The 24,364-nt window shown below is 66.5% G+C and carries 29 protein-coding genes and 5 tRNA genes; 14 read left to right on the forward strand and 20 right to left on the reverse strand.

Annotated features, from left to right (window positions below; all coding sequences use genetic code 11):
• Nucleotides 1-104: 104 nt before the first annotated feature.
• Genes FY251_RS15285 through FY251_RS15295 form a run of 3 tightly spaced genes read right to left on the reverse strand, consistent with a single transcriptional unit; the run spans nucleotide 105 to nucleotide 3,278 of the window.
• Complete coding sequence (locus FY251_RS15285) at nucleotides 105-1,049, reverse strand: carbohydrate ABC transporter permease (RefSeq protein ID WP_148415958.1); 945 nt, start codon at nucleotides 1,047-1,049, stop codon at nucleotides 105-107.
• A complete protein-coding gene (locus FY251_RS15290) occupies nucleotides 1,046-2,089 on the reverse strand; it encodes a carbohydrate ABC transporter permease (protein WP_148415959.1) in 1,044 nt (347 codons plus the stop codon). Before FY251_RS15290 ends, FY251_RS15285 begins: the two co-directional genes overlap by 4 nt.
• Nucleotides 2,090-2,120: 31 nt before the next feature.
• Nucleotides 2,121-3,278 carry an ABC transporter substrate-binding protein gene (locus FY251_RS15295; RefSeq protein WP_148416062.1) on the reverse strand — a complete coding sequence of 386 codons (1,158 nt, stop codon included), beginning with the start codon at nucleotides 3,276-3,278 and terminating at the stop codon, nucleotides 2,121-2,123.
• Between the two features lie 568 nt (nucleotides 3,279-3,846).
• On the opposite strand from FY251_RS15295, the gene FY251_RS15300 reads away from it, so the two are divergent.
• Nucleotides 3,847-4,527, forward strand: a complete 681-nt coding sequence (locus FY251_RS15300; protein WP_148415960.1) for a helix-turn-helix domain-containing protein — start codon at nucleotides 3,847-3,849, stop codon at nucleotides 4,525-4,527.
• A gap of 105 nt (nucleotides 4,528-4,632) precedes the next feature.
• Here the strand turns inward: FY251_RS15300 and FY251_RS15305 are convergent, their stop codons facing one another.
• From FY251_RS15305 to FY251_RS15315, 3 genes are all read right to left on the reverse strand, one after another.
• Nucleotides 4,633-5,571: an oxidoreductase gene (locus FY251_RS15305; protein ID WP_148415961.1), complete on the reverse strand. Its 939-nt coding sequence runs from the start codon at nucleotides 5,569-5,571 to the stop codon at nucleotides 4,633-4,635.
• A gap of 190 nt (nucleotides 5,572-5,761) precedes the next feature.
• Nucleotides 5,762-5,836 (reverse strand) — tRNA-Ile (locus FY251_RS15310).
• A 97-nt stretch (nucleotides 5,837-5,933) separates the two neighbouring features.
• Nucleotides 5,934-6,006, reverse strand: a tRNA-Asn gene (locus FY251_RS15315).
• Between the two features lie 136 nt (nucleotides 6,007-6,142).
• On the opposite strand from FY251_RS15315, the gene cca reads away from it, so the two are divergent.
• On the forward strand, nucleotides 6,143-7,522 hold the full coding sequence (gene cca / locus FY251_RS15320; RefSeq protein ID WP_148415962.1) for a CCA tRNA nucleotidyltransferase: 1,380 nt from the start codon (nucleotides 6,143-6,145) through the stop codon (nucleotides 7,520-7,522).
• Here the strand turns inward: cca and FY251_RS15325 are convergent.
• The 4 genes from FY251_RS15325 to FY251_RS15340 all read right to left on the reverse strand — a co-directional run bounded on the left by FY251_RS15325 (nucleotide 7,501) and on the right by FY251_RS15340 (nucleotide 11,325).
• Nucleotides 7,501-8,514 (reverse strand): histone deacetylase, encoded by a 1,014-nt coding sequence (locus FY251_RS15325; protein ID WP_148415963.1) that lies wholly within the window; start codon nucleotides 8,512-8,514, stop codon nucleotides 7,501-7,503. The genes cca and FY251_RS15325 overlap by 22 nt on opposite strands.
• Nucleotides 8,514-8,945, reverse strand: coding sequence for a histone (locus tag FY251_RS15330; RefSeq protein ID WP_089779382.1), 432 nt, complete (start codon nucleotides 8,943-8,945; stop codon nucleotides 8,514-8,516). Before FY251_RS15330 ends, FY251_RS15325 begins: the two co-directional genes overlap by 1 nt.
• A 217-nt stretch (nucleotides 8,946-9,162) precedes the next feature.
• Nucleotides 9,163-10,623 (reverse strand): single-stranded DNA binding protein, encoded by a 1,461-nt coding sequence (locus tag FY251_RS15335; protein WP_148415964.1) that lies wholly within the window; start codon nucleotides 10,621-10,623, stop codon nucleotides 9,163-9,165.
• A 192-nt stretch (nucleotides 10,624-10,815) separates the two neighbouring features.
• Nucleotides 10,816-11,325 (reverse strand): hypothetical protein, encoded by a 510-nt coding sequence (locus FY251_RS15340; RefSeq protein WP_148415965.1) that lies wholly within the window; start codon nucleotides 11,323-11,325, stop codon nucleotides 10,816-10,818.
• 147 nt (nucleotides 11,326-11,472) lie between these two features.
• Here FY251_RS15340 and FY251_RS15345 point away from each other — a divergent pair.
• A tRNA-Arg gene (locus tag FY251_RS15345) sits at nucleotides 11,473-11,545 on the forward strand.
• Nucleotides 11,546-11,677: 132 nt separating this feature from the next.
• Here FY251_RS15345 and FY251_RS15350 read toward each other — a convergent pair.
• Together FY251_RS15350 and FY251_RS15355 are read right to left on the reverse strand one after the other, a co-directional pair.
• Nucleotides 11,678-12,361 carry a rhamnogalacturonan acetylesterase gene (locus FY251_RS15350; protein ID WP_148415966.1) on the reverse strand — a complete coding sequence of 228 codons (684 nt, stop codon included), beginning with the start codon at nucleotides 12,359-12,361 and terminating at the stop codon, nucleotides 11,678-11,680.
• A 174-nt stretch (nucleotides 12,362-12,535) separates the two neighbouring features.
• Complete coding sequence (locus FY251_RS15355) at nucleotides 12,536-12,760, reverse strand: hypothetical protein (protein ID WP_148415967.1); 225 nt, start codon at nucleotides 12,758-12,760, stop codon at nucleotides 12,536-12,538.
• Nucleotides 12,761-12,904: 144 nt separating this feature from the next.
• Between FY251_RS15355 and FY251_RS15360 the strand changes: the two genes are divergently transcribed.
• Complete coding sequence (locus FY251_RS15360; protein WP_148415968.1) at nucleotides 12,905-13,516, forward strand: DUF309 domain-containing protein; 612 nt, start codon at nucleotides 12,905-12,907, stop codon at nucleotides 13,514-13,516.
• 43 nt (nucleotides 13,517-13,559) lie between these two features.
• On the opposite strand, the gene FY251_RS15365 is transcribed toward FY251_RS15360, so the two are convergent.
• Together FY251_RS15365 and azf are read right to left on the reverse strand one after the other, a co-directional pair.
• A complete protein-coding gene (locus FY251_RS15365; protein WP_148415969.1) occupies nucleotides 13,560-13,769 on the reverse strand; it encodes a hypothetical protein in 210 nt (69 codons plus the stop codon).
• A 138-nt stretch (nucleotides 13,770-13,907) separates the two neighbouring features.
• Nucleotides 13,908-14,696: an NAD-dependent glucose-6-phosphate dehydrogenase gene (azf, locus tag FY251_RS15370; protein WP_148415970.1), complete on the reverse strand. Its 789-nt coding sequence runs from the start codon at nucleotides 14,694-14,696 to the stop codon at nucleotides 13,908-13,910.
• A gap of 100 nt (nucleotides 14,697-14,796) precedes the next feature.
• Between azf and FY251_RS15375 the strand changes: the two genes are divergently transcribed.
• The 3 genes from FY251_RS15375 (at nucleotide 14,797) to FY251_RS15385 (ending at nucleotide 16,152) form a co-directional block, all read left to right on the forward strand.
• Complete coding sequence (locus FY251_RS15375; RefSeq protein ID WP_148415971.1) at nucleotides 14,797-15,138, forward strand: dihydroneopterin aldolase family protein; 342 nt, start codon at nucleotides 14,797-14,799, stop codon at nucleotides 15,136-15,138.
• On the forward strand, nucleotides 15,135-15,614 hold the full coding sequence (locus FY251_RS15380) for an NUDIX domain-containing protein (protein WP_148415972.1): 480 nt from the start codon (nucleotides 15,135-15,137) through the stop codon (nucleotides 15,612-15,614). The genes FY251_RS15375 and FY251_RS15380 overlap by 4 nt, the downstream gene beginning before the upstream one ends.
• Nucleotides 15,615-15,702: 88 nt before the next feature.
• A complete protein-coding gene (locus FY251_RS15385) occupies nucleotides 15,703-16,152 on the forward strand; it encodes a DUF5790 family protein (RefSeq protein ID WP_148415973.1) in 450 nt (149 codons plus the stop codon).
• A 55-nt stretch (nucleotides 16,153-16,207) separates the two neighbouring features.
• On the opposite strand, the gene FY251_RS15390 is transcribed toward FY251_RS15385, so the two are convergent.
• The 5 genes from FY251_RS15390 to FY251_RS15410 all read right to left on the reverse strand — a co-directional run bounded on the left by FY251_RS15390 (nucleotide 16,208) and on the right by FY251_RS15410 (nucleotide 20,791).
• The gene (locus tag FY251_RS15390) at nucleotides 16,208-16,930 is read right to left on the reverse strand and encodes a creatininase family protein (protein WP_148415974.1); all 723 of its coding nucleotides are present in this window, start codon (nucleotides 16,928-16,930) and stop codon (nucleotides 16,208-16,210) included.
• A 44-nt stretch (nucleotides 16,931-16,974) separates the two neighbouring features.
• A complete protein-coding gene (locus tag FY251_RS15395) occupies nucleotides 16,975-18,912 on the reverse strand; it encodes an ABC transporter ATP-binding protein (protein ID WP_148415975.1) in 1,938 nt (645 codons plus the stop codon).
• Nucleotides 18,913-18,974: 62 nt separating this feature from the next.
• Nucleotides 18,975-19,856: a NosD domain-containing protein gene (locus FY251_RS15400; protein ID WP_148415976.1), complete on the reverse strand. Its 882-nt coding sequence runs from the start codon at nucleotides 19,854-19,856 to the stop codon at nucleotides 18,975-18,977.
• Nucleotides 19,857-19,983: 127 nt separating this feature from the next.
• Entirely contained in the window at nucleotides 19,984-20,253 is a 270-nt protein-coding gene (locus FY251_RS15405; protein WP_148415977.1) for a hypothetical protein, read from the reverse strand.
• Nucleotides 20,254-20,293: 40 nt separating this feature from the next.
• Nucleotides 20,294-20,791 (reverse strand): DUF192 domain-containing protein, encoded by a 498-nt coding sequence (locus FY251_RS15410; RefSeq protein ID WP_148415978.1) that lies wholly within the window; start codon nucleotides 20,789-20,791, stop codon nucleotides 20,294-20,296.
• 93 nt (nucleotides 20,792-20,884) lie between these two features.
• Here FY251_RS15410 and FY251_RS15415 point away from each other — a divergent pair.
• Nucleotides 20,885-20,958, forward strand: a tRNA-Val gene (locus FY251_RS15415).
• A 108-nt stretch (nucleotides 20,959-21,066) separates the two neighbouring features.
• Here the strand turns inward: FY251_RS15415 and FY251_RS15420 are convergent.
• Entirely contained in the window at nucleotides 21,067-21,270 is a 204-nt protein-coding gene (locus FY251_RS15420) for a hypothetical protein (RefSeq protein WP_148415979.1), read from the reverse strand.
• Nucleotides 21,271-21,375: 105 nt separating this feature from the next.
• Between FY251_RS15420 and FY251_RS15425 the strand changes: the two genes are divergently transcribed.
• The 6 genes from FY251_RS15425 to FY251_RS15450 all read left to right on the forward strand — a co-directional run bounded on the left by FY251_RS15425 (nucleotide 21,376) and on the right by FY251_RS15450 (nucleotide 24,328).
• Nucleotides 21,376-21,774 carry a VanZ family protein gene (locus FY251_RS15425; protein WP_148415980.1) on the forward strand — a complete coding sequence of 133 codons (399 nt, stop codon included), beginning with the start codon at nucleotides 21,376-21,378 and terminating at the stop codon, nucleotides 21,772-21,774.
• A 44-nt stretch (nucleotides 21,775-21,818) separates the two neighbouring features.
• Nucleotides 21,819-22,487 carry a hypothetical protein gene (locus FY251_RS15430; RefSeq protein ID WP_148415981.1) on the forward strand — a complete coding sequence of 223 codons (669 nt, stop codon included), beginning with the start codon at nucleotides 21,819-21,821 and terminating at the stop codon, nucleotides 22,485-22,487.
• Nucleotides 22,488-22,548: 61 nt separating this feature from the next.
• Nucleotides 22,549-22,622 (forward strand) — tRNA-Phe (locus FY251_RS15435).
• 260 nt (nucleotides 22,623-22,882) lie between these two features.
• On the forward strand, nucleotides 22,883-23,077 hold the full coding sequence (locus FY251_RS15440) for a cold-shock protein (protein WP_004057907.1): 195 nt from the start codon (nucleotides 22,883-22,885) through the stop codon (nucleotides 23,075-23,077).
• A gap of 158 nt (nucleotides 23,078-23,235) precedes the next feature.
• A complete protein-coding gene (locus FY251_RS15445; protein WP_004057909.1) occupies nucleotides 23,236-23,430 on the forward strand; it encodes a cold-shock protein in 195 nt (64 codons plus the stop codon).
• 172 nt (nucleotides 23,431-23,602) lie between these two features.
• A complete protein-coding gene (locus FY251_RS15450) occupies nucleotides 23,603-24,328 on the forward strand; it encodes a DUF2270 domain-containing protein (RefSeq protein WP_148415982.1) in 726 nt (241 codons plus the stop codon).
• Nucleotides 24,329-24,364: the final 36 nt, after the last annotated feature.

The raw sequence follows: 24,364 nt of genomic DNA on the forward strand, positions 1-24,364 counted from the left end.
TATCGTTGGTGAGCTGTCGGTTCCGCGCCGCGGCGAGCGCCTCCGGCGGCCGCGGTCGCCGTGCGAGACGGCCTCGACGGCGGTCACGTCGCCGTGCCGACGCGTCACGCGGCCACCCCCTCGGCGAACTCGTCGCCGAAGAAGATGTACACCGCGAGCGTCGGGAGCGCCGCGAAGAACGCCCCGGCCATCCGGAGCGCGAAGTCCTGTCCCTCCATCGAGGTACCGAGCCCCGCGAGGATCAACACGACGGGGGCCGCGGGGCTCGACTCCGTCGAGACGAGCACCAGCGTGAACAGGAGGTCGTTCCAGATCTGGGTGAACTGGTAGATGAGGACCACGGCGAACATCGGCCCCGAAAGCGGGAAGACGATGCGTCGGTACACCCGCCGGAGCGTCGCCCCGTCGAGGCGCGCGGACTCGATCATCTCCTCGCTCATCGTCTTGTAGTACGTCCGGAACAGCAGCGTACAGATCGGAATCCCGTAGGCGACGTGGGTCACCACGAGTTCGACGATGCCGACGTAGTCGTTCGGGATGCCGAGCGCCCAGACGAACGAAAGCAGGTCGGTGAGCTGAGCCCACTGCGACCAGAACTGCGTCAGCGGCACCAACACGGCCTGGTACGGGATGAAGATCCCCGCGATGATGAGCGCCAGCACCATCGCCTTGTACGACTGCTTCCAGTCCGGAATCGTCAGCCCGTACGCGGTGATGCTCCCGACGAACGCCGAGATGATCGTCGCGGGCACGGCGTACAGCATGCTGTTGCCCATCCCGCGCAGTAGGGCTTCGACCGCGGTCTGCCACTTCGCCAGTGTGAACCCGGACGGTCCGGGCGGGGCGAACGGCGCGGTCTGGACGATAGCGGTCCCGGTCTTGACCGACGTGACCAAGCCGGACTCGATCGGGACGAGGTAGAACCCCGCCGCCAACAGCAGGACGACGTACAGGCCGGCGTCCTCGATCGTCATCTGATCGACGTTCCGGCGCAGCCGGGTCGCGATCGTCGCAGTTCCGCCGTCCGTTCGAAGCGTGTCGTCTTTCATAGGTTGTTCCTCCGGTATTCGTAGACGAGGTACGGGCCGATGACGCCGAGCGCCATCGCAAAGAGGACGATTGCGATCGCCGCGCCGTACGCCCAGTTGAGGTTCGCATACGCCTCGCGGACCATCTTCGTGGCCAGGATGTCGGCACCGTTCGGCGGCCGGTAACCGCCGACCAGCGAGTAGAGGAAGTCGAACGCCTTCATGCCGAACACCATCAACACGACGGCGGCGCTTATCGTCGCGCCCTTCAACTGCGGGATGATGACCCGCCAGTACATCTTCAGCGTCGACGCGCCGTCGACCTTCGCCGCCTCGTAGTGCTCGTCGGGAATCGCGCGGAGCCCCGCGAGGTACACGACCATCGCGTACCCGGAGAACTGCCACATCAGCGCGAAGATGACGGCCCAGAGGACGATGTCCTGATTGCCGAGCCAGCTAATCGGGCCGAGTCCGAAGACGCCGATGACGCGGTTGGCAATCCCGTTGTTGAAGTTGTAGATCCACAGCCAGAACTGAGCCGTCACGACGAACGAGAGGCTCATCGGCAGCAGGTAGATCGTCCGGAACGAGTTCTCGAACCGGATTCCGCGGTCGATCAGAATCGCCAGTACGAGACCGACCGCGAGCGTCCCGACCGTGAACGCGACGAGCAGTATGAACGTGTTGACCGCGGCGTCGATGAACCCCGAGTCCGCGAGCGCCCGCGTGTACATCTCGAAATCGAGGTTCGAGTAGTCCGGGGCGTTCGCGAACCGCTGGTAGTCGGTCAGCGAGATGAGGAAGTTCCAGATGACCGCGCCGTAGACGAAAAGCCCCATCAGCAGGAACGGCGGGACCCAGAAGATCGACGATTCGAGGAAGTCGCTTCCGAACTGCCCGTCGATTCCCGAGGCGAGACGGTCCAAAACGCCCGACTCGGACCCCGAACTCCGGGAGTCCTCGTTCACGACGCCACCGTCGGTGCGGACCTCGTCGCGCTCGCCTCCGTCACCGTCGACCCGCTGCTCGTCGCCAGAGCTGGGGGTGATCGCGCGGCGCACTCGTTGATAAAAATTTGACATTTCTTAGGGTTCAGTTCGAGACCGCGTCCAGGAACCCCTGCGTCGCGGCATCGACGTTGTACGGTCCGGTGAACTCCGAGGAGATGACTTCGTTGAGCGCCGTCATCGTCTCGGAGGGGACGCCGAGGCCGTGCTGGAGGTTCGGCGGACGGTACTCCGCGTTGGCGAAGTCCTCGGCGGTCTCCTGGAGGTACGGGCCGAACTCGTCCATGTTCACGTCGGTCCGCGTCGGAATCGAGCCCTTGTACTGGTTGAACGCGATCTGCGCCTCGGGACTGCCGACGAACGCCGACCAGGCCTTCGACGCCTCCGGCGTCGGGTTGTCGGCCGGGTAGAGGAACGAGTCCATGTGGAGCGTGTACATCCCCTCCGTGCCGGGGAACGTCTTGAAGCCCCAGTCTTCGCCGTAGTCGAAGTTCTCGGCGTTCCGGAACGCGCCGGCCGCCCAGTTGCCCTGGTGGATGAACGCGGCGTTGCCGTTGATGATGTTCTGGTTCGACGAGGTGAGGTTGAGCGAGGCCGCGTCGTCGGAGATGTAGTTTTCGAGCATCTCGGCGGTCGTCTCGAAGGCCGAACGAACCGCGCTCTCGGAGGCCTCACCGTTGAGGAAGTCCATGTACGGCTGGTAGCCGTTCACGCCGAGCATCACGGCGCCCCACAGCTGCGTCGTCGTCCACGTGCCGGACATCGCGTGAGTCATCGGCACCGCGTCGGTCTCGCTTTGCACCGTCTCGAACGCGTCGATGAGCGCCGAGGGGCTGTTCAGGGACTCGACGTCGATGCCGGCCTCTTCGACGACCGAGACGTTGTAGAACAGGCAGTTCAGGCGGTGGGAGCCCAGCGGGACGGCCCGGTAACTGCCGCCCTGCTTGTGGAGTTCGACCGCCTCGTCGATCATCACTTCCTCGAAGTTGTTCTCCTCCCAGACGTCGTCGACGCTGCCGAGGACGCCCTCGTAGCGGAGGAGGTTCGGGCCCGGCCAGTTGGCGAACGAACCCGGCGGGTCGTCGCTCTGGAGCCGGTTCGCCACGACCGCGTCGAGGTTCTGATTCCCGCCGCCGCCGATGGGGTTCATGTCGAGGCCGACGTCGGGGTAGGCCTCGTTGAACGCCGCTTCGAGCGCTTCGGCCGCCGCGGCGCCGTCGCCGCCGGTCCAGCCGTGAAGCACCTCGACCGGGGCGCTATTACCGCCGTCGCCGCCGTCTTCACTGGTACTGCTGTCGCCGCCGTCGCCATCCGCTTCAGTAGTACTGCCGTCGCCACCGTCGTCGGAACCGCCGCCGCCGGAACAGCCGGCGAGCCCCATCGTCGCGAGCGCTCCCGCGCCGGCGACGTACTGGCGCCGACTGAGTCGGCTGTCATCAGACTGGCTATCGCGTGACATGCATGAAAAATATCGAACCCATCGTACTTAACGATTGATATTCATTTACTCGCGATAATAGTAAAAATTCTCAGACGGAGCTAATCATCGAAATTCTGGAGGGAGACGCCCGCAGGCGCCGTCTAGCGAGTCCGGGTGTGACCGCCGACTTCCCGCTGTGTAGCTCGTCCTCGCCATCAACTACGAACGCAGAGCCAGTTGGAACTGTGAAGTCGACCGGAACCGAAATAAAAGCTGTGAGACCGGTAGTCGCGTCAATTCGCGTCTCGGCCGTCGAGACTCCGACGCGGGGTGCTCCGACTCGACCGCGGCCACGGACAGGAAATATGTGGTTCGACACCGACCGATAGATATGGCAATCGTCTCGGAAATCCTCCTGCGGTCGGAGTTGCTCCCTCTGGTCGGGGTAGCTCGGTCGCTTCCGACCCGGGAGATTTCGCTCTCGCAACTGATTCGACTCGACGACGCGAGATTCCTCCTCATGGTCAGTGTCGAACCGGAAGCGAAGGCGGCGTTCGAGGCAGAGGTCGACGCTCAACCGGAAGTCGCCGACGTGCGGCCCGTCGGGGAAACGCCGAAGGGATGGTTCTACCAGGTCGTCACCCAGAGAACCACGGATCAGCTCGAATCGCACGACCCCAGCGAGTTCGAGGGCGTGTTGATGGAAGCGACGGTGACCGGAGAGGGCTGGGTCGAACGAAAGATATTCGCCGACTACGAGGCCCTCAGTACGTTGCGAGACCGCTGTCAGGCGTACGGGCTTCCCTTCGAACTCCTCAACATCTCTTCGGACCCCGAACGTCCCGACAAGCAGGCGCAGTTCGGGCTGACCGACAGGCAGTACGAGGCGATGAGCCTCGCCTTTTCGCGCGGGTACTACGACACGCCCCGGAGCGCGTCGACGGCCGATGTCGCGCGAGAGCTCGATATCTCGGCACCCGCCCTGTCGGACCTCCTCCGTCGAGCGGAGCACCGACTCATCAGTCAGACGATTGCCAACGGAAGCGTCCTGAACCCCATTACCAGTCGGTGAGCGCTCCACTCGGGGCACGTCCGCTGTTTCGGAAAGAGAACTCGGGGCGGACTCGGCGTTCTGTGGACTCACGTCCCGCGTCTCCGAAAACGACTCGCTGGCGCGCTATGTTGCTGCGAGCAGCGGCCGGTCGAAGGAAACGCCGGTGAGCTCCTCAGAGACCTCCCACAGCCGCTGGGCGAGGTCGACGTCGTAGGAGCGCTCGCTCGACTCCTGTACCTCGGGCGAACCGCGCATGTTCCGGAACCCGTCGGGACCGATGAAGTCGCCGCCCTCGACGCTCGGGTCGGTCGCGGCGTAGAGCATCGGCTCTGCGCCCCGCTCGGCGCTCTGGGCGATGACGGCGTTGGCGAGTTTCATCATCCAGAGACGAAGCTGAGAGCCCGACTGTTGGGGGCCGCGGAACTGGAGGTTCGTCGCGGCCCAGCCGGGATGGCAGACGATACTCTCCACGCTCGCGTCCGCCGAGCGAAGCCGCCGGTCGAGTTCGTACCCGAACAGGACGTTCGCCAGCTTCGACTGCCCGTAGGCGCCCCACGCGCTGTAGGACCGCTCGCCCTGGAGGTCGTCGAAATCGATTTCGCCGTTCCGGTGGGCGACACTGCTTTGGGTGACGACGCGCGACTCGCCCGGCGTCTGCTCTAAGACGGGGAGGAGCCGGGCGGTGAGCGCGAAGTGACCGAGGTGGTTCACACCGAACTGCGTCTCGAAGCCCTGTGCGGTCTCCTTCCGGGGGATGGCCATCACGCCCGCGTTGTTACAGAGCACGTCGAGTTCGTCGTACGCCGACGCGAACCACTCCGCGAACGCCGCGACGGAGTCGAGGTCGGCGAGGTCGAGTTCGTGCACTTCCAGCGACGCCTCGGGTATCTCGGCCTCGATTTCCCGTTTCGCGGCCTCGCCGCGCTCGGTGCTTCGACACGCCATCACGACGTGCGTGCCCCGCTCGGCGAGCCCCTTCGTCACCTCGAAGCCGAGGCCGCTGTTCGCGCCCGTTACGACGGCCGTTTCGGCGGAGTCCGTGGAATCGTCGTGTTCAGACATTACCCGTATATACGCGACAAAACAGCATGGAGGTTATGCTAGCCAGTTAGTCCATTTATATACTCGCGGCCGACAACGACGTACGGTTGACACGCGGCAGGCGTGCGCTCTCACGACACGCTATGCGACCCGAGGTCGAAGAAAGCCGGGCCGCCCGCTGTAAACGGCTCGGAGTCGTAACGGGACCGTATGGGCCCTATGGGGTTCGAACCCATGACCACCCGGTTATGAGCCGAGCGCTCTGACCAGACTGAGCTAAGGGCCCTCGGTCGATTCTTTCCCGTCGTCCCTCTTATGTCTTATCAGAAGCCGTCGCCGGCGAATCGGAGACGAACCGCTCGTCGGCGCGAGAAACGGAGAAGCGCCACCGCCAGGACTCGAACCTGGGACAACCTCGTTAACAGCGAGGTGCTCTACCAACTGAGCTACGGCGGCTTTCGTCTGCACTCTCTCGTATTCGATGTTTCTTGATAGGGCTTTCGTTTTTAACCGACGGCTGGCGGATGCCACCGCCTGACGCGGTCGCACGAGCACCGTCACGCTTTCGCCCGCCCGCGGGAAACCAGCGGGCATGACGAACTCGGACCTCGCCGCGGTCGTCGCCGCGGTCCGCGAGCGCATCGACCCCGACGAGGCGGAGCGTCGGGCGCTCGCTGACGCCGCGGCGGCCCTCGAATCCCGCGTCCACGACGCGCTCGCGGACCTGCCGGTGGACGCCGACGCGCTCCAAGTCGGCAGCACCGCCCGCGGCACGTGGCTCTCGGGCGACCGCGACATCGACCTGTTCGTGCGCTTCCCGGCCGACCTCGACCGCGAGGAACTCGAACGGTACGGCCTCGAAGTCGGCCACGCCGTCCTCCCCGACGGCCACGAGGAGTACGCCGAACACCCCTACGTGAAAGGCGACTACGACGGCTTCGACGTGGACCTCGTCCCCTGTTACGACGTGCCGTCCGCCTCGGACATCCGCTCGGCGGTCGACCGGACGCCCTTCCACAACGCCTACCTGACCGAGCGCCTCGACGACGACCTCGCGGCGGACGTGCGCGTCTTCAAGCGCTTCCTGAAGGGCATCGGTGCCTACGGGAGCGACCTCCGCACCGAGGGCTTCTCGGGCTATCTCGCCGAACTCCTCGTCGTCGGACACGGCGGCTTCGAACCGCTGCTCCGGGCGGCCGCCGATTGGAGCCCGCAGGTCGAGTTCGACCCGGAGGACCACGGAATGCGGCGGTTTTCGGACCCGCTCGTCGTCATCGACCCGACCGACCCCGAGCGGAACGTCGCCGCGGTCTGCTCGGCTGAGAACGTCGCCCGACTCCAGCACTACGCCCGCGACCTGCTTTCTGACCCGCGCGAATCGCTGTTCTTTCGGCCCGACCCGCCGGCGCTCGACGCCGACGACGTTCGGGACCACCTCGACCGCCGCGGGACCACGGCCGTCGCCGTCGTCTTCGACTGCCCGGACCTCGTGGACGACCAGCTCTACCCACAGCTCAGGAAGTCGCTGACCGGCGTCGCCGACGGCCTCGACAGGCGCGGCTTCGACGTGTTCCGGCGCGCGACGTTCGCCGCCGACGACGTTGCCGCCGAGGGCGAGGCGGTCCTCTTCGCCGAACTCTCTGTCGCCGAGCGCCCGGCGGTCGAGCGCCACGAGGGGCCGCCGGTCCACGTCCGTCGGCACGCCGAGGGATTCTACGGCGCGTACGAGGACGGCGACGACCACTACGGGCCGTTCCTCGACGGCGACCGCTACGTGGTCGAGCGAGCGCGGGAGTTCACCTCGGCGACCGACTTCCTCGAAAGCGACGCGCTGTTCGACGTGGCGCTCGGAAAACACGTGGAATCGACGCTCAGAGAGGACGGCTACGACGTGCTCGTCGGCGACGACGTTGCCGCGCTCGCCGAGTCGTTCGGTGCCGAGTTGGGTCGTTACTTCGCGCCGAGGCCGTGAGCGGCGCGCACGTCGTCGACTAGCTCGACGTTCTTCTCGTCGGGGTCTTCCTCGGGCTCCATGGCGATGCGGCCGTCGAACGTCTCGTGGACGGTCGCGACGCCCTCGGAGAGCGTGTCGAGGCCGTAGCCGCCTTCGAGGACGAACGCGATGGCGGCGTCGGTCGACTCACAGAGGTCCTGGACGCACTCGGTGAGCATCGCGTAGCCCTCGGTCGAGACGCGCATCCGCGAGATGGGGTCGTGGCGGTGGGCGTCGAAGCCGGCGCTCACGATGAACAGGTCGGGGTCGAACCGCTCGACGGCGGGCGCGATGGCCTCGCCGAACGAGTAGACGTAGTCGGCGTCCCCTGCGCCGGCGCGGAGCGGCACGTTGAGGGTCGAGCCGTCGCCGTCGCCCGCGCCGGTCTCTTCGACCTCGCCCGTGCCGGGGTAGAGGCCGTCCTCGTGGATGGACGTGTAGAACACGTCGCCGCGGTCGTAGAAGATGTCCTGCGTGCCGTTGCCGTGGTGGACGTCCCAGTCGAAGATGGCGACGCGCTCGGCGAGGCCGTCGTCGATGACCGCCTGCGCGGCGACGGCGGCGTTGTTGAAGAAACAGAATCCCATGGCGTCGTCCTCGACGGCGTGGTGGCCCGGCGGCCGGCCGAGCGAGAACGGGGTGTCGCGGCCGTCGTCGCCGTCGAGCGCGGCGCGGGCGGCCCACTCCGCGAGGCCGGCGGACGTGAGCGCGGCGTCCCACGACGCCTCGACGGCGACGGTGTCGGGGTCCCAGTTGCCGCCGCCGTCGAGACAGAAGTCGTGGAACTCGTCGACGTAGCCGTCGTCGTGGACGGCCGCGACGGTCGATTTCTCGGCGGGCGGGGCGTCGACGTACTCGACGCCGTGGCGCTTCGCCAGTCCGCGCCGGATGGCACGGAGTCGGTCGGCCGTCTCTGGGTGCCGCGGCCCGGTGTCGTGGTCGAGACACGTTTCGCTGTAGCCGAATTGCATTATTCGAAGAGGGAGAAGTAGGTCTCGATGTCCTCGGATTGGACCGTCCGCCGGTCGGCGTGGTGGGCGAGTTTGACGGCGGCGCTCGCAACGTTGACGGCGTAGTCTTCGAGGATATCGGCCAGGGCGATTCGAGCGTCCATCGCGACCCGGTAGCGGTCGTCGATTCGGAGGCGAGCGATGCGGTCGATGGGGGCGATAGGGAGGGAGAGTTCGTCGCGGTCGACGACCTGTTGAACGCCGAAGTCCTCGGCCATCAACGTCTTGCGACCGTCCGCCGTCGCCCGGTCGGCGGCGTCTATCGCGAGTTCCGCGCCGCGGTCCTGAATCCGGCGGGCGAGCGCCTCGGCGGCGCCGGCGCTCACTCGCAACTCACCTGCGTTCTGCCGGATAATCGCGTCTACCGGGGCGAACGGTAGCTCGACACTCATACCCACATATCGGGTCCGTGCGGCGTATAATCCTTTCCGTCGCGGTCCCTTCTGTATTTTATCGCACGGAGGGCTCCCGAGCGGTCGGATTTCGCGCCGAGAGCCCGCAGAAACCGGGCGAACAATGAGTCAGATTCGACGGCTCGCCGACGCCGGGACGGGAGCAGGCCGGCGACCGGCGACCGGTGGTCTGTCGGCGACCGGCGGCCTCTCCGTCCTACCGCTGTGCGCCGGTGTGGACTTCGACCGCCTCGGCGCTGATGCGGCCGTCGGTCTCCGTCCCGGAGACGGTCACCTCGTCGCCGAGGCCGAGGTCGGCGTCGGTGTCGACGGTCTTGGTCTGCGTGCCGTCGTCGAGAATGACCGGCGTCCCGGCCTGCACGACCGTCCCGGTGAACTCGACTTCCTCGCCGGCGGACTCGGCCGCGGCCGCGTCGGACGAGGACCCGCCGTTCGCGGCGGACGTACCGTCGGACGACCCGGACGAGCCGTCACTGGAGAACGCGCCGAGGCCCTGGTCGCTCGGCGGACTGGGTGCCGAGTCGCCGGCGTCGGTTCCGGCCGCGCCCTCGGGCGCCTCGTCCATCACGGTGACGGACGACCGCCAGCCGGCGGAGGCTTCGAGGTCCTCCTGCCAGCCCTCTTTGATCTCCGCGTCGGTGATGACGACGTAGTCCGCGAGGTCGACGTCGGCGTCGGCCTTCTCGCCCCAGAGGGCGACCCGGATGTCGCCGGTGCCGTCCTTGACGCGGATGTTTCGGACCTGTCCCTCCGAGCCGTCGTCGCGGTCGAAAGTGCGCTTGCCGTCGGCCTCGATGACGCCGCCGGCGATGTCGACCGTCTGGCCGAGTTCCAGCGTCTCGATGTCGGTCGTCTCGGGGACGTACTCGATGTCCGCGTCGATGACCTCGACCGCGCCGCGGGAGCCGACGTGGAGTTCGAGCGAGCCGTCGCGCTCGCGGACGTAGCCGTCGACGACCTCGACCGACTGGCCCGTTTCGAGTTCCTCGGCGAGGTCCGCCCGCTCGTCCCAGAGCGTGACGCGGACGCGACCGGTCGGGTCGCCGACCGAGAGGTTCGAGACGCGACCCTCGGTGCCGTCGTCGCGGTCGAACGTCCGGACGGTTCCGGCGTCGAGAATCTTGCCTTCGAGGTTCACGTCCGAGAGGCCGAGCGCGAGGTCCTCGACGCGGTAGGTGTCGAGCACCTGCACGTCGACCTCGGCGTCGAGGTCCTCTTCGACCTTGCTGGCGCTGACTTCCACGCCGTTGTAGCCGTCTTTCGGACGACCGCCGATTCGGAGGACGGTGCCGACTTCGAGGTTCTCCTTCGCGCCGGCGGCCATCTCGTCCCACAGCGAGACGCGGATGCGTCCGGTCTCGTCGGCGACCTCGATGTTGACGACCCGTCCGTCTTCGTCCTCGCCGTCGCGCTCGAACGTCCGCACCTCGCCGATGCTGACGACCTTGGCGAGGAACTTCACGTCCTCCATGCCGGGTTCGATGTCGGCGATGCCGTGTACCTCCTCGTCGCGCAGTTCGTGGGCGATGAGCATCGCCGCCGTCTCCTCGTCGGCGAGGCCGCCCATCTGTTCGACCTTGTCGTTGACCGCCGCCTCGAACTCCTCGAACTCGACATCGGTGTCGAGGTCGTCGTAGACCTCCCGGATGACGCCCATCAGGCGTCACCTCCCGGAACGAAGCGCGCGCGTCGCCGCAGACCAAACGTCGTACTCATACTATGGTCGAACAGGGAAGGGCGGCGCTTAAGCGTTGTTTTCCTCCGGATTGGAACGCGCGACCGACGGCGCAAATCGAGCGACATAGCGAGGGTGGCCGCGCCCTCGGCTTTGAACGTTCGGACGCGACCGTCAGGGGGCCACGTCGATGCGAGCGACCTCCCGGCGGCCGTTCGCGTCGTCGTGGACGACGACCGCCCGACCGGGGAGGCCGCTCTCGAATCGGAGGGTCGCCTCGTAGCCGCGGGCGACAGGCGATTCGGCGCAGTTCTCCGCGTCGGCGCGCTCGACGGTTTCGACGACGAGCGTGGCCGTGTCCGACGCCGCGTCGTAGTCGGCCCGCGCGAGTCGGGCGATGGCGCAGTCGGTCGCCCCCGAGACGCACCCGACGACGGAGACGCCGGTTTCCGTCTCGGACGCGAGCGCTCCGCCGTCGGCCGGGCAGGCGTCGGCGCGGACGGGCGTGAACGACCGTCCGACGAGTCGCGGATGTCGGGGCGTCCCCGTCGCCGTCGGCGACGCGGTCCCGGTCTCGTCGCCGGTGCCCGCCGGTGACTGCTCCGCCGCGTCGCCGCCGCTCGAACACCCCGCGAGCGAGGCACACAGTCCGGCGGTTCCGAGGAGGAGCGCGCGCCGATTCACGTCCGGGGCTAGGCTTGCCGGCGAAAAAGTCCTTGCGTGCGACACGCACACCGACGCCCGCCTCGTGCCGTGGTCCCGCGGTTCACTGGGAGTCCACATCGTAACCGTCTTAAGTAACCGTCGAGTACCGGAGAATGCAGTAAGACAGTCCTGATAGGGTAGTGGACTATCCTCCTGGCTTGCGGAGCCAGGGACCGGAGTTCAAATCTCCGTCAGGACGCTTTCCTTTAGAACACTACTGTCCGAGAGCCCTCCGTGGCTCTCGGTCTGTCCGCGGTGAGCGGCCACCGAGGAGACTTGAACAGGGAGCGTAGCGAACGTAGTGAGCGAAGTGAGTGAGTTCAAATCTCCGTCAGGACTCGACGTGAGCGGCCAGTCCGAGTTCCAGTTCTTCGATTCCGTCGAGCACCAGTTCGGCCATGCGGCGCGCCCCGCGCTCGCTGAAATGCGTGTCGTCGGCGATTCCCTCCGGATAGTTCGGGTGTTCGCCGGGTTCGAGGTGGTTGTAGAGCGCCGTCGACGCTGCGGGGCCGAGTTCCTCCAGGAGCGACCGCGTTCGCTCGTCCATGTCGATGAACGGAACGTCGCGGTCGCGCGCGACGGTTCTCGTCAGGTCGGCGTACTCGCGGTGAGTGTCTTTCGGGACGCCGCCGTCGTCGAAGTGGCGGCGCGCGATGGACGTGAGTAACACCGGCGTCGCTCCGCGTTCGCGCGTCTCGCCGACGAATTTGCGGAGGTTGTCAACGAACGCCGCTTCGGTCGTGTGCTGTTCCTTCGAGGGCACCTCGTCGTTGTGGCCGAACTGGACGAACACGTAGTCGGACTCGGCCAACTGGCGGACCACGGGACGCCAACGACCCTCCTCCAGAAAGGTGCGGGTGCTGCGGCCGTTTCGGGCGTGGTTCGCCACCGTGACGGCGTCGTCGAAACAGTCGGCGAAGGGCATTCCCCACCCGGTCTCAGGACGCTCGTTCGCCTCCTTATCGGCCATCGTGGAGTCCCCGACGAGATGGATGGTAATCGGCTCGGACGACATTTCGGTAGGGGTGGTCCGGACGACGTATAGAGACACCGGCCGAGTCAATCGACGGGGTGAACCCACTGACTAACCGTCGCTAACGGGTTCCTACCGGGTCGAATCGAACCGAAACGTCGGGGGAACTCGCGGAACGCCGAGCGCTCTCGGCAGTCCAGACCGGAAAAAGCGCGCTTACGCCTCGTCGTAGGGCGGTTCGAGGTCGGGCGACCGCTCGTCGTCCTCCCGGCGGCGGACCGACGAGGTCGTCCGCGACCGCTGCGGACGGGGGCGAGGCGTCTCCTCGGACCGGGCCTTCGCGGCCCACGACCCGTGACAGTCCCGACAGTAGTTGCCTTTGTACGCCCGCGTGAACAGGTACTGCTCACCGCAGCGGATACAAACCGGAGACTGGGTCATCGTTCGACACCTCCGACGAGGGTTTCGAGGGTATTCATGTGCTATCATACCTCATATGCTCCCCAGAGGGATAAGTATGCAAGGCCTACGGCGGGCGAGCCCCGTCTTCGCGGAATCTTTACTCGTGGACGGCGAACGGTTCGCATGGACGATTCGCTTCGCGCAGGCGCCGCCATCTACAACGCGGGCGCGTACCGGGCGGCCCACGGCGCGTGGGAGTCGCGGTGGCTGTCGCTCGAACGCGACACCGACGACGAGCGGTTCCTCCACGGCCTCATCCAGTTCACCGCGGCGGTCCACCACGCCCGCGACGGCAACGACTCCGGCGCGGTCGGCCTCGCCCGGAGCGCCCGGCAGTACCTCGCCGACCTCGGCGACGACTACCGCGGCGTCGACCTCGCCGCGGTGCGGGCGTTTCTCGCGCGCCTCGAAGCCGACCCCGCCGTCGCCGACGACCCGCTCGCGCTCCGGCTTGACGGGCGAGTCGTCACCTACGACGACCTCGATTTCGACGCCGTCGCCGTCGCCGCCGAGACGCTCGCGGAGGAACTCAACGGCTACGACGAGGATGTCGTCGCCGACGCGGTCGAATACGCCCGCGAGGAGATCGCCGAGGGGGAACAGACGCAGTTCACGGCGATGGTGTTCGACTTCGTGCGCAACGAGGCCCAGCGCGGGCTGGTGTTTCAGCGATTGGGCGAGCACGTCCGCCGGCGGCGACGCCGCGAAGACGACGTGAGCGGCCTGTTCGAGTGAGAAAAAGAGCGGTCGGTCGAACGTCGTCGGAGACGGTATCGGTTCAGAAATACGCCTCTCGAATGACGAGCAGTAGCCAGACGACCGGGGCGAGGGCGAGGAGCAAGCCGACGATGCCGATCAGATAGTCCCCTTCGACGAGTCCCCGCGCCCATCCCCGACCGAGGTGAAAGACGAACAGGGAGCAGACGAGTAACACCGCGTCGCGGAGCGAGAGTCCCGAGTTCTCCGCATTGGAACCCAGTAATGACATTACACTCTCGTTCGTGTCGGATTTCTATAAACTTTCTCCCGTTCCGTTCGCACGCATCCAGACCGGGCGTTTCACACGGCGACCCAGCCAAAGAACGGGCGTGCAACGGGGCCGAAAATCGGCGTTTCGACGCCGCAATCAGGCTTCGTCCAGCGGTTCGCCCTCGAAGGTGAACTCGGCGGAGTTGTCCTGGGGGTCGTAGCCGAGCACCGCGCGGGCGCGGTCGATGGAGTAGTACTTGCGGTCGTTGTCGGAGATACCGTAGACGATTTCGTAGTCGTAGTCGGCCTCGATACAGCACTCGAAGAGGTGCGCGCAATCGCGGTACGACAGCCACATCGCCTGTCCGCGCTCGTACTCCTTCGGCGGGTGGTGCTGGGTGAGGTTGCCGATGCGGACGTTCACGACAGAGATGTCGTGGTGGTCGTGGTAGTACCGGCCGAGCGTCTCGCCGGCGGCCTTGCTCACGCCGTAGAGGTTACTCGGGCGCGGCAGTTCCGTCCCGTCGAGTCGGAACTCGTGGTGCGGGCGGTACATATCGGGCGTCCGGTCCGTGGTCTCGTACGCCCCGACGGCGTGGTTCGAGGAGGCGAACGCGAACTTCTCGACGCCGGCGTCGACCGCGGCGTCGAACATCTGTTGGGTGCCGTCGATGTTGTTCCGCAGGACGCTGTCCCACGGCGCTTCGGGCCGCGGGTCGCCCGCGAGGTGGATGACGGCCTCGACGCCCTCCATGGCGTTTCGCACGGCGGTCTCGTCGGTGACGTCCGCGACGTACACCTCCGTGGGGTCGACCGATTCGGGAATCTTCTCGTCGGAGAGTGGCTCGCGGTCCAACAGCCGCCAGTCGTAGGCGTCGCCGATGTGCCCTAGTATCGCCTGGCCGACGCGCCCGCCAGCCCCCGTCAGCAAAACCGGCTGGTCCATTCGGTGTAACGTCCGGCGAGGGAGGCTAAGTAAGGACCGATTCGCGCTCGCTCGCCACCACGACCGGCGAACTTTACCCGGCGGCGGCGGAGTTCCCGGTATGGTCACAGACCCGCAGACGGCCTGCTTCGAGGCGGGCATCAAGTTCGGGACGCTCTATCACCAGTTCGCCGGCACGCCGGTCTCGCCCGACAGCGCCCGCAGTCTCGAACGGGCCATGGCCGAGGCCATCGAGAACCAACCGCACTGCGAGTCGGTCTCCGTGCACATCCTCGATGACGCGCTGGACGCCGAACTCGCCGAGTCGGCCGCCGACTACACCGAACTCACGGGGCGGTTCATGGAAGTCGAGATGGAAATCGACTACGAGGGCGTGCGCGTCCGGACGCGCATGGAGATGGAAGACGGCTACCCGCTGATGAAACTCGTGTCGGTCGAATGAGCCGGCCGCGAAGCGCCGCCCGCGGCCTCGTCGTCCGCGACGGCGAACTCCTCACGATTCGGTACCGCACCGACGGCGAGGACTGGTACGTCGCGCCCGGCGGCGGCCAAGAGCGCGGTGAGTCGCTCGCGGAGACGGTCCGCCGGGAAGTGTACGAGGAGACCGGCTACGAGGTGGCCGTCGGGTCGCTCGCGTACGTCAGGGACTTCGTCCCCTCGACGCACTACGACGACAGGGGCGACGACGGCCATCAAGTCGACCACTTCTTCTGGTGCGAGCGGGTGGGAGACGACCCGGACGACCCTGATGAGCCGACAGAACGGGACTCGGTTCAGGTCGGCGTGCGATGGCTCCCGCTCGACGACCTCGGCGAGGTCCGATTTTTCCCCGGCCCGCTCGGCGACCGACTTCGGAACGGCGACCCCGACGAGGTGGACGACGGACACGACGCGGTCTACCTCGGCGACGTGGATTGAGAATCCACCCGCGACGAGCGCGGAGTCGTTCGATTTCACTTTCACTTTCGGGGTCGTTTTTAAACCCCCACGCGCCGAACGTGTGAGCATGAGTCAAAGCACGCTCGGCGACGACGACCTGTTCGGAGAGGCGGCGGCGGAGATGCGCGCCGACGTCGAGGAGCACCTCGGCGAGGCGCGGTCGGCGCTCCCCGACCCGGACGACGTGTGGGAGGCCGAGGCCGACAACGTCCTCGGCGTCCTCAACGGCCTCCGGTCCTCGCTCAACGTCGAGGGCGCGGCCGAACACGTCCGACAGGCCAAGAAGTGGTACGTCATCGGCCAGCGCGCCGAGGCGTTCGACGACCCCGAGGACCTCGAAGAGGCCATCGAAGAGCTCGAAGAGCTCATCGAGATGGTCGAGGAGGCCCACGAACTCGTCGGCGACCTCACCAACACGATGCCGCAGCTCCGCGGCGCGCTCACCGACGCGGCCGAGGCGGCCGACGCAGACGCGGACGAGGCGGACGACGACGAAGACGAGGAAGAAGAGGAGTAACTCGCCCGCCGGGCCGCGGGTCCATCGGTGCGCCGGTGGGCCGAACGCCGACCACTCAGTCGAGTTCTCGGTTCTCGACCGCGTCGAGGAGCGACGCGAGCGAGCCGGCCGCGAGCGATTCCAGTGCCGCGCCGCGTTCGGCGTCACCGTCGGCCGGGTCGCCGACGACGCCGTTGTCGGTGAACTCGTCGGAGTCGTGGGCGAGGTTGACGCCCGAGACCCACTCCCCCCAGCGGTCGGCACCGCCCGCGCGGGCCTCGTCGATTCGGTCCTCGCGGACCAGTTCGGGGTTCGTGTGGCGGAGTAAGGCGGTCTCCAGTGGGCCGCCGTGGCCCATGTCCGAGGAGTGTTCGCCGACGGCATTGAACCACGTAAACGCGACCGCGTAGACGTCGCCCGTCCGCGAGGCGCGCCGGCAGAGCTCCGCGAGCGCGTCGATGTTGCCGCCGTGGCCGTTGACGACGACGACGCGGTCGAAGCCGTGGTGAGCGAGCGATTCGACGGTCTCGCGGACGTACGCGCGGAAGGTGTCCGGCGAGACCCACAGCGTGCCGTCGAAGGCGCGGTGTTCCTCGGCGACGCCGACCGGGATGGTCGGGCCGACGACGACCTCGCCGTCGAACGCCTCCGCGCCGGCCTCGGCGACCGATTCGGCGTTGAGCGCATCGGTGCCGAGCGGCGCGTGCGGGCCGTGCTGTTCCGTGCTTCCAACCGGGAGGAGCGCGAGGTCGGCGTCGAGGTCGGCGACCTCGGTCCAGGTGGCCTCGGAGAGTCGCATGGCGACAGAAGGGACGGCCCCGCCCTTAGTGGTGGGCGCTTCGCTCAGTCGTTGCCGGCGTCGACCTCGGCCTGCCGGCGGGCGGCGCGCTCGACGAACTCGTCGGGGAGTTGGTCGATTTCGCCGGCCTGAACGCCCCAGAGGTGCGCGTAGAGGCCGTCTTCCGACAGGAGGTCGTCGTGGGTGCCGCGCTCGACGATGCGCCCGTCTTCGAGGACGAGGATCTGCTCCGCGTCCTTGATGGTCGACAGCCGGTGGGCGATGCTGAACGTCGTCCGGTCGGCCGTGAGTTCGTCCAGCGAGCGCTGGATGAGCATCTCGGTCTCGGTGTCGACGTCAGAAGTGGCCTCGTCGAGCACGAGGATGTCGGGGTCTTTCAGGATGGCGCGGGCGATGGAGACGCGCTGGCGCTGGCCGCCGGAGAGCTTCACGCCGCGCTCGCCGACCTTGGTGTCGTAGCCCTCGGGGAGGTTCGAGATGAACTCGTGGGCCTCGGCGGCTTTCGCGGCCGCGACGACCGCCTCGTCGTCGGCGTCGAACGTCCCGTAGGTGATGTTGTCGCGGACGGTCCCGTAGAACAGGAACGTCTCCTGGCTGACGTAGGCGATGGACTCCCGGAGGCTGGAGATGGTCACGTCGCGCACGTCTTGACCGTCGATGCCGACGCGCCCCTCGTCGGGGTCGTACATGCGCATCAGGAGCTTGAGAATCGTCGATTTCCCCGCGCCCGTGGGGCCGACGAGCGCGAGCGTCTCGCCGCCGTCGACCTCGAACGAGATGTCTTCCACGATGGTCTCGCCGTCGCCGTAGCCGAAGGTCACGTCGTCGTACTCGACGCGGCCCTCGGAGACGGCGAGGTCGGGCGCGTCGGGCTGTTCGGCCAGTCGCGCGGGCTCGTCCATCAGGCCGAAGATGCGGGCGCTGGAGGCGTGGGCGCGCTGGTACATGTTGATAATCTGTCCGAACTGGGCCAGCGGCCAGACGAACTGCTGGGTGAGCAGGATGAACGTGACGAACTCGCCGATTTCGAGGTCGCCGGTGAAGGGGCCGGGACCCTGTCCGTTGATGACCCACAGGCCGCCGACGACGAACGTGAGGGTGAAGCCGATACCGGCGAGGATGCGGAGCGCGGGGAAGAACTTGATGCGGGTGTTGATGGCGTCCCAGTTGGCGTCGAAGTAGTCCATCGAGACGCCGTCGACGCGGTCGGACTCGTGGGGTTCGGCGTTGAACGTCTTGATGACCTGGATACCGCCGAGGTTGTTCTCCAACCGGGAGTTGAGTTTGCCGACCGACGAGCGGACGTCGGCGTACTTCGGCTGGATGATGCCGACGAACTTCCACGTGAACAGCGCGATGAGCGGCACCGGCAGCAGCGCGACGAGCGCGAGTTGCCAGTTGTACGAGAGGAGGACCACCGCGATGGCGACGACCATCACGGACAGGCGGAAAAAGGAGTTCATCCCGTCGTTGAGGAACCGTTCGAGGCGGTTCACGTCGTTCGAGAGGATGGACATCATCTCGCCGGTCTGCTTGTCGGCGAAGAAGTCCATGTTGAGCAGTTGCATCCGGTCGTAGGTGTCGGTCCGGACGTCGTGTTGAATCTGCTGGGCGAAGGCGTTCCACCCCCAGTTGCGGAGCCAGTGGAACAGCGCGCCGGCGGTGAAGCTGAACACGATGATGCCGACCGCCAAGAAGAACTGCCCGTCTCTGGTCGCGGGGACGAACGGGGCGATCCACGCCTCGGGGACGACGGGGAAGCCGGCCGCGAAAGAGGTTTCCTGCCGGATGATGGCGTCGATGGCGAGGCCGAGGATGACCGGCGGCATGAGGTCGAGCACGCGGGCGGCGACGCTCGCGAGGACGCCAACGAGGAACTCGAAGGTGTTGTCGCGGCCGTACTCGGCGAACAGCCGCCGCATCGGGTTGTCGACCCGCGCTCGTTGGTCCTCGAACGGGTCGTCGTCGGTATCGGGGGACACGACAGCGTTTCAGGGGGCGCTCGCAGTAAAGTACTCGGGTGCGGGAGGGGTCCGCCGGTAGATTAACACCGGGCGTTGCGAACCGTGTTCCCGCTCGAACCGCCGGACTCGACGACCGGCTGTTGGCTGACGCCGCAGAGGTCGTTCCGGACGAGTCGGTTGCGGTGAGAGTCCTCCAGCGTGACGCCGTGGGCCGAGAGGCCGGTCGTCACGACGTTCTCGTGGAGGGCGTTGCGGTCGCTTCCGACGAGTTCGAAGCCTGCGATGATGATGTCCACCTCGTTCTCGACGAAGCGGTTTCGGTGGCTGTCGCGGAGGTGGAAGCCGGGACCACCGCCGTCGGCGAGGTTCCGTCGGAACAGGTTTCGAGAGCTTCCGACGAGTCTCACCGGGAAGTCCTCGGTCAGGAACTCGCAGTCGACGAACTCGTTTCGGTGCGAGTCCGCGAGCGTGAGTACGACGGGGCTGACGAGCGTGCAGGACTCGAACCGGGTGCGCGCGGTGCGTCGGAGAGCGACGCCCACCTCCCAGGTGAAAAAGGTCGTGTTCGTCACCGCACAGCGCGACGAGTCCGCGATGACGAACTGTTGTCTCTCGTCGCTCGGATAGCCGGTGACCTGCGAGTCCGCTATCGTCACCCGGCTCGAATCGGTGATTCGTCCGCCCTTCGTCAGTACGATGTCGGCTATCGAGACGCGACTGCCCGAAATCGTCGTCTCGCCGCCGACGGCGTACCCCCGGCCGTCGACGCGGACGTCGTCGGCGAGAACCTCCAGACAGTCGAGGTCGCCGTCGAGGTAGTACCGCCCCGACTCGGTGATGCTCGCGCATCCCGAGAGCACCGTCCCGGTCGGCCTCGCCCGCGACACGCCCGGCGCGAGCGCCGGAAGCGCGGCGAGCCCCAGTCCGCGAAGCGCACCTCTCCTCGTGATGTGTGTCGACATAGAACATATTCGACTACAACACGTCGGCACAAATACAGATATTATGAGATTATTACCAACTACGTATCAGTATCCGTGACGTACTGGAACACAGACCGGTCGGAGCGGGTCGGACGCAGCCCGGACGTCAGACGACTCGGTCTTCGACGTCGGGGTCGACGCCGGCCTCGACGAGATCCTGCCGGACGCGCTCGCGGAGCGGGTCGGGGACCGTGTCGCGGCCGACGGGGACCGCGACCTCGCCGTCGCCTTTCACCTTCCAGTAGAGGACGCAGTCGGACGGTTCGTAGTACTCGATGCTGTAGGCGTCGTCCGCCCCGCGGTAGTGGACCCGCGCGGCGAACCCCTCGGCGCGCCAGCCTTCGAGTTCTGCGAGCGCCGCGACGTGTTCTGTCATGGTGGGGCCTACGGTCGCCGGCCCTTCGGGCGTTTCGCTTCTACTCGGCTTCGACCCGGTCGCCCGCGGAGATGCCGGTCTCGTTCGTGTAGCCGTAGGGGAGTTCGAGGACGTACCTCCCGGTTCCGCGGTAGCGGGTGAGGTCGGATTCGCTCGTCCCCTCGGGGTCGAGTTCGGCGTGGTGGATGCGCGTGATGGTGCCGTTTTCGGCGACGAAGACGATGTCGAGGGGGAAGTCCATGTCGCGCATCACGTAGGCGTAGGTGCCAGACGAGTCGTGGACGAACCACATCCCCTCGTTTTCGGCGAGCGATTCGGTGTCGCTCAGGCCGGTGAAGCGCTTGGCACGGGTGTCGGCGACGCGGGCGTCGACGGTCGCCAGCGTCTCGCCGGTCTCGTCGTCGACGACGGTGAGCGTGGTCCGTTCGTAGCCGTCGGTCGAGCCGGGAACGACCGCCGGGTTGGTGAGGTACGCGACGCTCGCGACCGCGACGACGACGGCGACGACGAGCAGCGCGATTCGCGCGCGAGAGGTCATTGCCCGACGTGACGGTCGCCGCGCGTCTAAGGGTTCCGGGGACCGGTCGAAACGAAAACCGTTATGAGCGCGAACCGGTTCGATTGAGGTGCAGGGCTCGTGGTCTAGTTGGTTATGACGCGGCCTTTACAAGGCTGAGGTCGGTGGTTCGAATCCGCCCGAGCCCATCAGATTTTGTGACGAACCGAACGGAGAGTCACAAATCTGTTCCGTGAGGGCGATTCGAACCAGGGAGCAACTCGTTGCGACCGAGGTTCGAATCCGCCCGATTCCGCTCACACACTTCGTTGCATCACCAAAAGAGACACCGGGACGGTGGCGGCAACGAGACCGAACGCGCCGCCGACGAGCGGTTCGACACCCAGCGACGGGGCGAGGAGGTAGCCGCCGACGAATCCGAGCGGGTCGAAGACCAACGCGAGGATGATGAGCTGTACTGCGAAGTTCTTGGAGGTGAACCAGCGGGGGAGTAGCGGCACGGTTGTCGAAACGTGTCGCCAACCTGCTATTTAATTTCACGTGGTCGCGGTCGGAGCCACGAGGACGCGAACCCTTTTAGGCCGAGTCGCGCCCATCGGCGAGTAGTGAACCCAATCGCGCGACTCCGCGAGAACCCGCGGCGGGCGGCCGTCGCCCTGGGATACGCGCTCGTCGTCCTCGTGGCGTCGGTCGTTCCGACGCCGCCGGGGAGCCTCACACCGATGGGTCCGTTCGGACTCGTCGGCCTCGACAAGTGGGTCCACGCGGCCGGGTACGCCGGCCTCGGGCTCGCCTTCGCGTCCGCGGTGCGCGCGAGGGGGCGCGAGGAGGTCGCGGCGACCGTCGTCGCCGCCGGCGCGTTCGGCGCGGCTATCGAGGTCGTGCAGGCGGTGCTCCCGTATCGGTCGTTCGGCGTCGCCGACGCGGGGGCGAACCTCGTCGGCGCGGTCCTCGGCGGGGTCGTCTGGGTCGCGCTCGTTCGGGCTTCGGACGCCCGGAGGTAGGGTTATCTCACCACCTCTCCAAGGGGGCACGAACGGTGAAGGAAATGGGCACGAGACGACTCATCCGGGCACTCGGTCTCGCGGGAATCGGCGTCGTCGGGGCGTACCTCCTCGCGGTTCGGCCGTGGCACAGGCGCTGGGGGACGACCGACGACGAGGCGACGGGCTGGCTCCCCGGCGACGACTTCGTCGGCGACGCGGACGTCACCTCGACGCGGGCGATCACGATTACGGCCCCCGCGCGGGCGGTCTGGCCGTGGCTCGCCCAGTTGGGGCAGGGCCGCGGCGGGTTCTACAGCTACGAGCGACTGGAGAACCTGTTCGGTCTGCAGATTCACAACGCGGACCGAATCCTCCCGCAGCACCAGCGACTCGACGTGGGCGACGAGATACGGCTCGGCCCGCCGGGGTCGCGCGCGCCGTCGTTCCGGGTCGCCTTCGTGGACCCCGAGCGGAGCCTCGTGTTGAGCGCGCCGGGGTGGGAGACCGGAGAGAGCCCGGCGACGTGGACCTTCGCGCTGCACGAAGTGGCACCCGGTGCGACGCGGTTGGTCGTCAGGTTCCGCGGGCGGTCGAAGACGCTCCGCGAGCGCGTGATGAATCGGTTGGTCGTCGAACCGGTCCAGTTCCTCATGGAGCGGAAGCTGCTCAAGGAGATTCGCTCGCGGGCGGAGCGGGCGCGGGCGAGTCCGACGGGCGGCCGACACCGCTGACCCAGCGCCGACGGGCGATTCGAAAGTCTTTTTGATGCGGTCCGGCTTCGGAAAAGTGCGAGCCGCCTTAGCTCAGACTGGGAGAGCACTCGACTGAAGATCGAGCTGTCCCCGGTTCAAATCCGGGAGGCGGCATTTTTCTGTACCTGACCACCGAGCGGAGCGAGCGGGGCAGGTACTGTAACTGCCACCGACCGGATTCTGAACCAGCGAGCAACTCTCCGAGTTGCGAGTGGGGTTCAAATCCGGGAGGCGAGGACCGAGTTCTCAACGACGCAATCGAACAACACGGAATGTAGACGTTCCAACTCCGGAGAACCGAAGAGACGGCACTACAGAACTCTGAGACAGTCTTCAGAAGACTTATCTGCGTGAGGTCGCTTGATTCAAAGGCAATGGCGAAAGGTAAGGTCGACTTCTTCAACGACACTGGCGGCTACGGTTTCATCTCTACTGACGACGCGGACGACGACGTGTTCTTCCACATGGAAGATGTTGGCGGTCCGGACCTCGAAGAGGGTCAGGAAATCGAGTTCGACATCGAGCAGGCCCCCAAGGGCCCCCGCGCGACGAACGTCACCCGCCTCTAAGCAGGTTTCCGTTCACCGCAGTACATTCACAGACTGACGAACTTTCTTCCGTTTTTCACACCCGCGAGCGGCGGCGCTCGGCGACCACGGCGAACCGGGCGAGCGGGACCCACACATGCGGAAGGGTTATCCGTTCGCAGGCACGTTGTACAGTCGCAATGGCGAAAGGTAAGGTCGACTTCTTCAACGACACTGGCGGCTACGGTTTCATCTCTACTGACGACGCGGACGACGACGTGTTCTTCCACATGGAAGATGTTGGCGGTCCGGACCTCGAAGAGGGTCAGGAAGTGGAGTTCGACATCGAACAGGCCCCCAAGGGCCCGCGCGCGACGAACGTCACGCGCCTGTAATTCGGTCTCCGAATTCAGAGACAGACGAATCGATTTCTGAGCGTTTTTTCACACACCCAGAGCCGCAGGGCCGCCGGGCGTGCGGCGTCGCCCCGGCGCGCGGGAGCCACCGTTCCGACCCGCGACCCAGAAGGCTCTTATCCCTCGGTAGTTGTGCATCAAACGAACAACAATGTCCGACGACGGGGAGCTAGAACCACCCGCGGGAATGGACGACACCCACATCGGAGCGGGCGTCTTCGACGAGACGATGGGGCCGGGGTCGTCGTTTGCGCACCTCTATCGGGGAGAGATACACCGGATGAAGTCGTGGCGGGAGCGGCTGGACCGGACCAGCAACTGGGCGATTACGCTGATGGCCGGGATTCTGACGTGGTCGTTTTCCGCACAAACGCACCCGCACTACCTCATCCTTCTCGGGGTGGTGACGCTGAGCATCTTCCTCAGTATCGAGGCGCGTCGCTTCCGCGCGTACGACATCTGGCGCTCTCGGGTCCGGCTGATTCAGCAGAACGTCTGGGCGTACGCGCTCGACCCGGACGGCGGCGTTCTCGACGAGAACTGGCGGGAGAAGCTCGGCGAGGACTACCGCACCCCGAACATGAAGATACCCTACGAGGAGGCGCTGGCCCACCGGCTCCGCCGGGTGTACCTGCCGCTGTTCCTCGTGATGCTCGTCGCGTGGGTCATCCAACTCACGACGTACACGGAGGGCGCGACGCTCGTCGGGAGCGCCGGCATCGGCGGCATCCCCGGCAACATCATCGTCGCGTTCGTCGCCGGGTTCTACGCGACCCTGCTCGGCATCTCGTTCCGCCCGCGCGAGTGGCACGTCAACGGCGAACTCATCCCGAGCGACGTGACGGGGTGGGAGGAGTCGGAGTACGGCGGGTCGTAGCGCCGCAATTCGAAATGGTTTTTTCGCTCCTGCGCG

This window comes from Haloferax sp. KTX1 (assembly GCF_902410085.1).
GTDB classification, from domain to species: Archaea; Halobacteriota; Halobacteria; order Halobacteriales; family Haloferacaceae; genus Haloferax; species Haloferax massiliensis.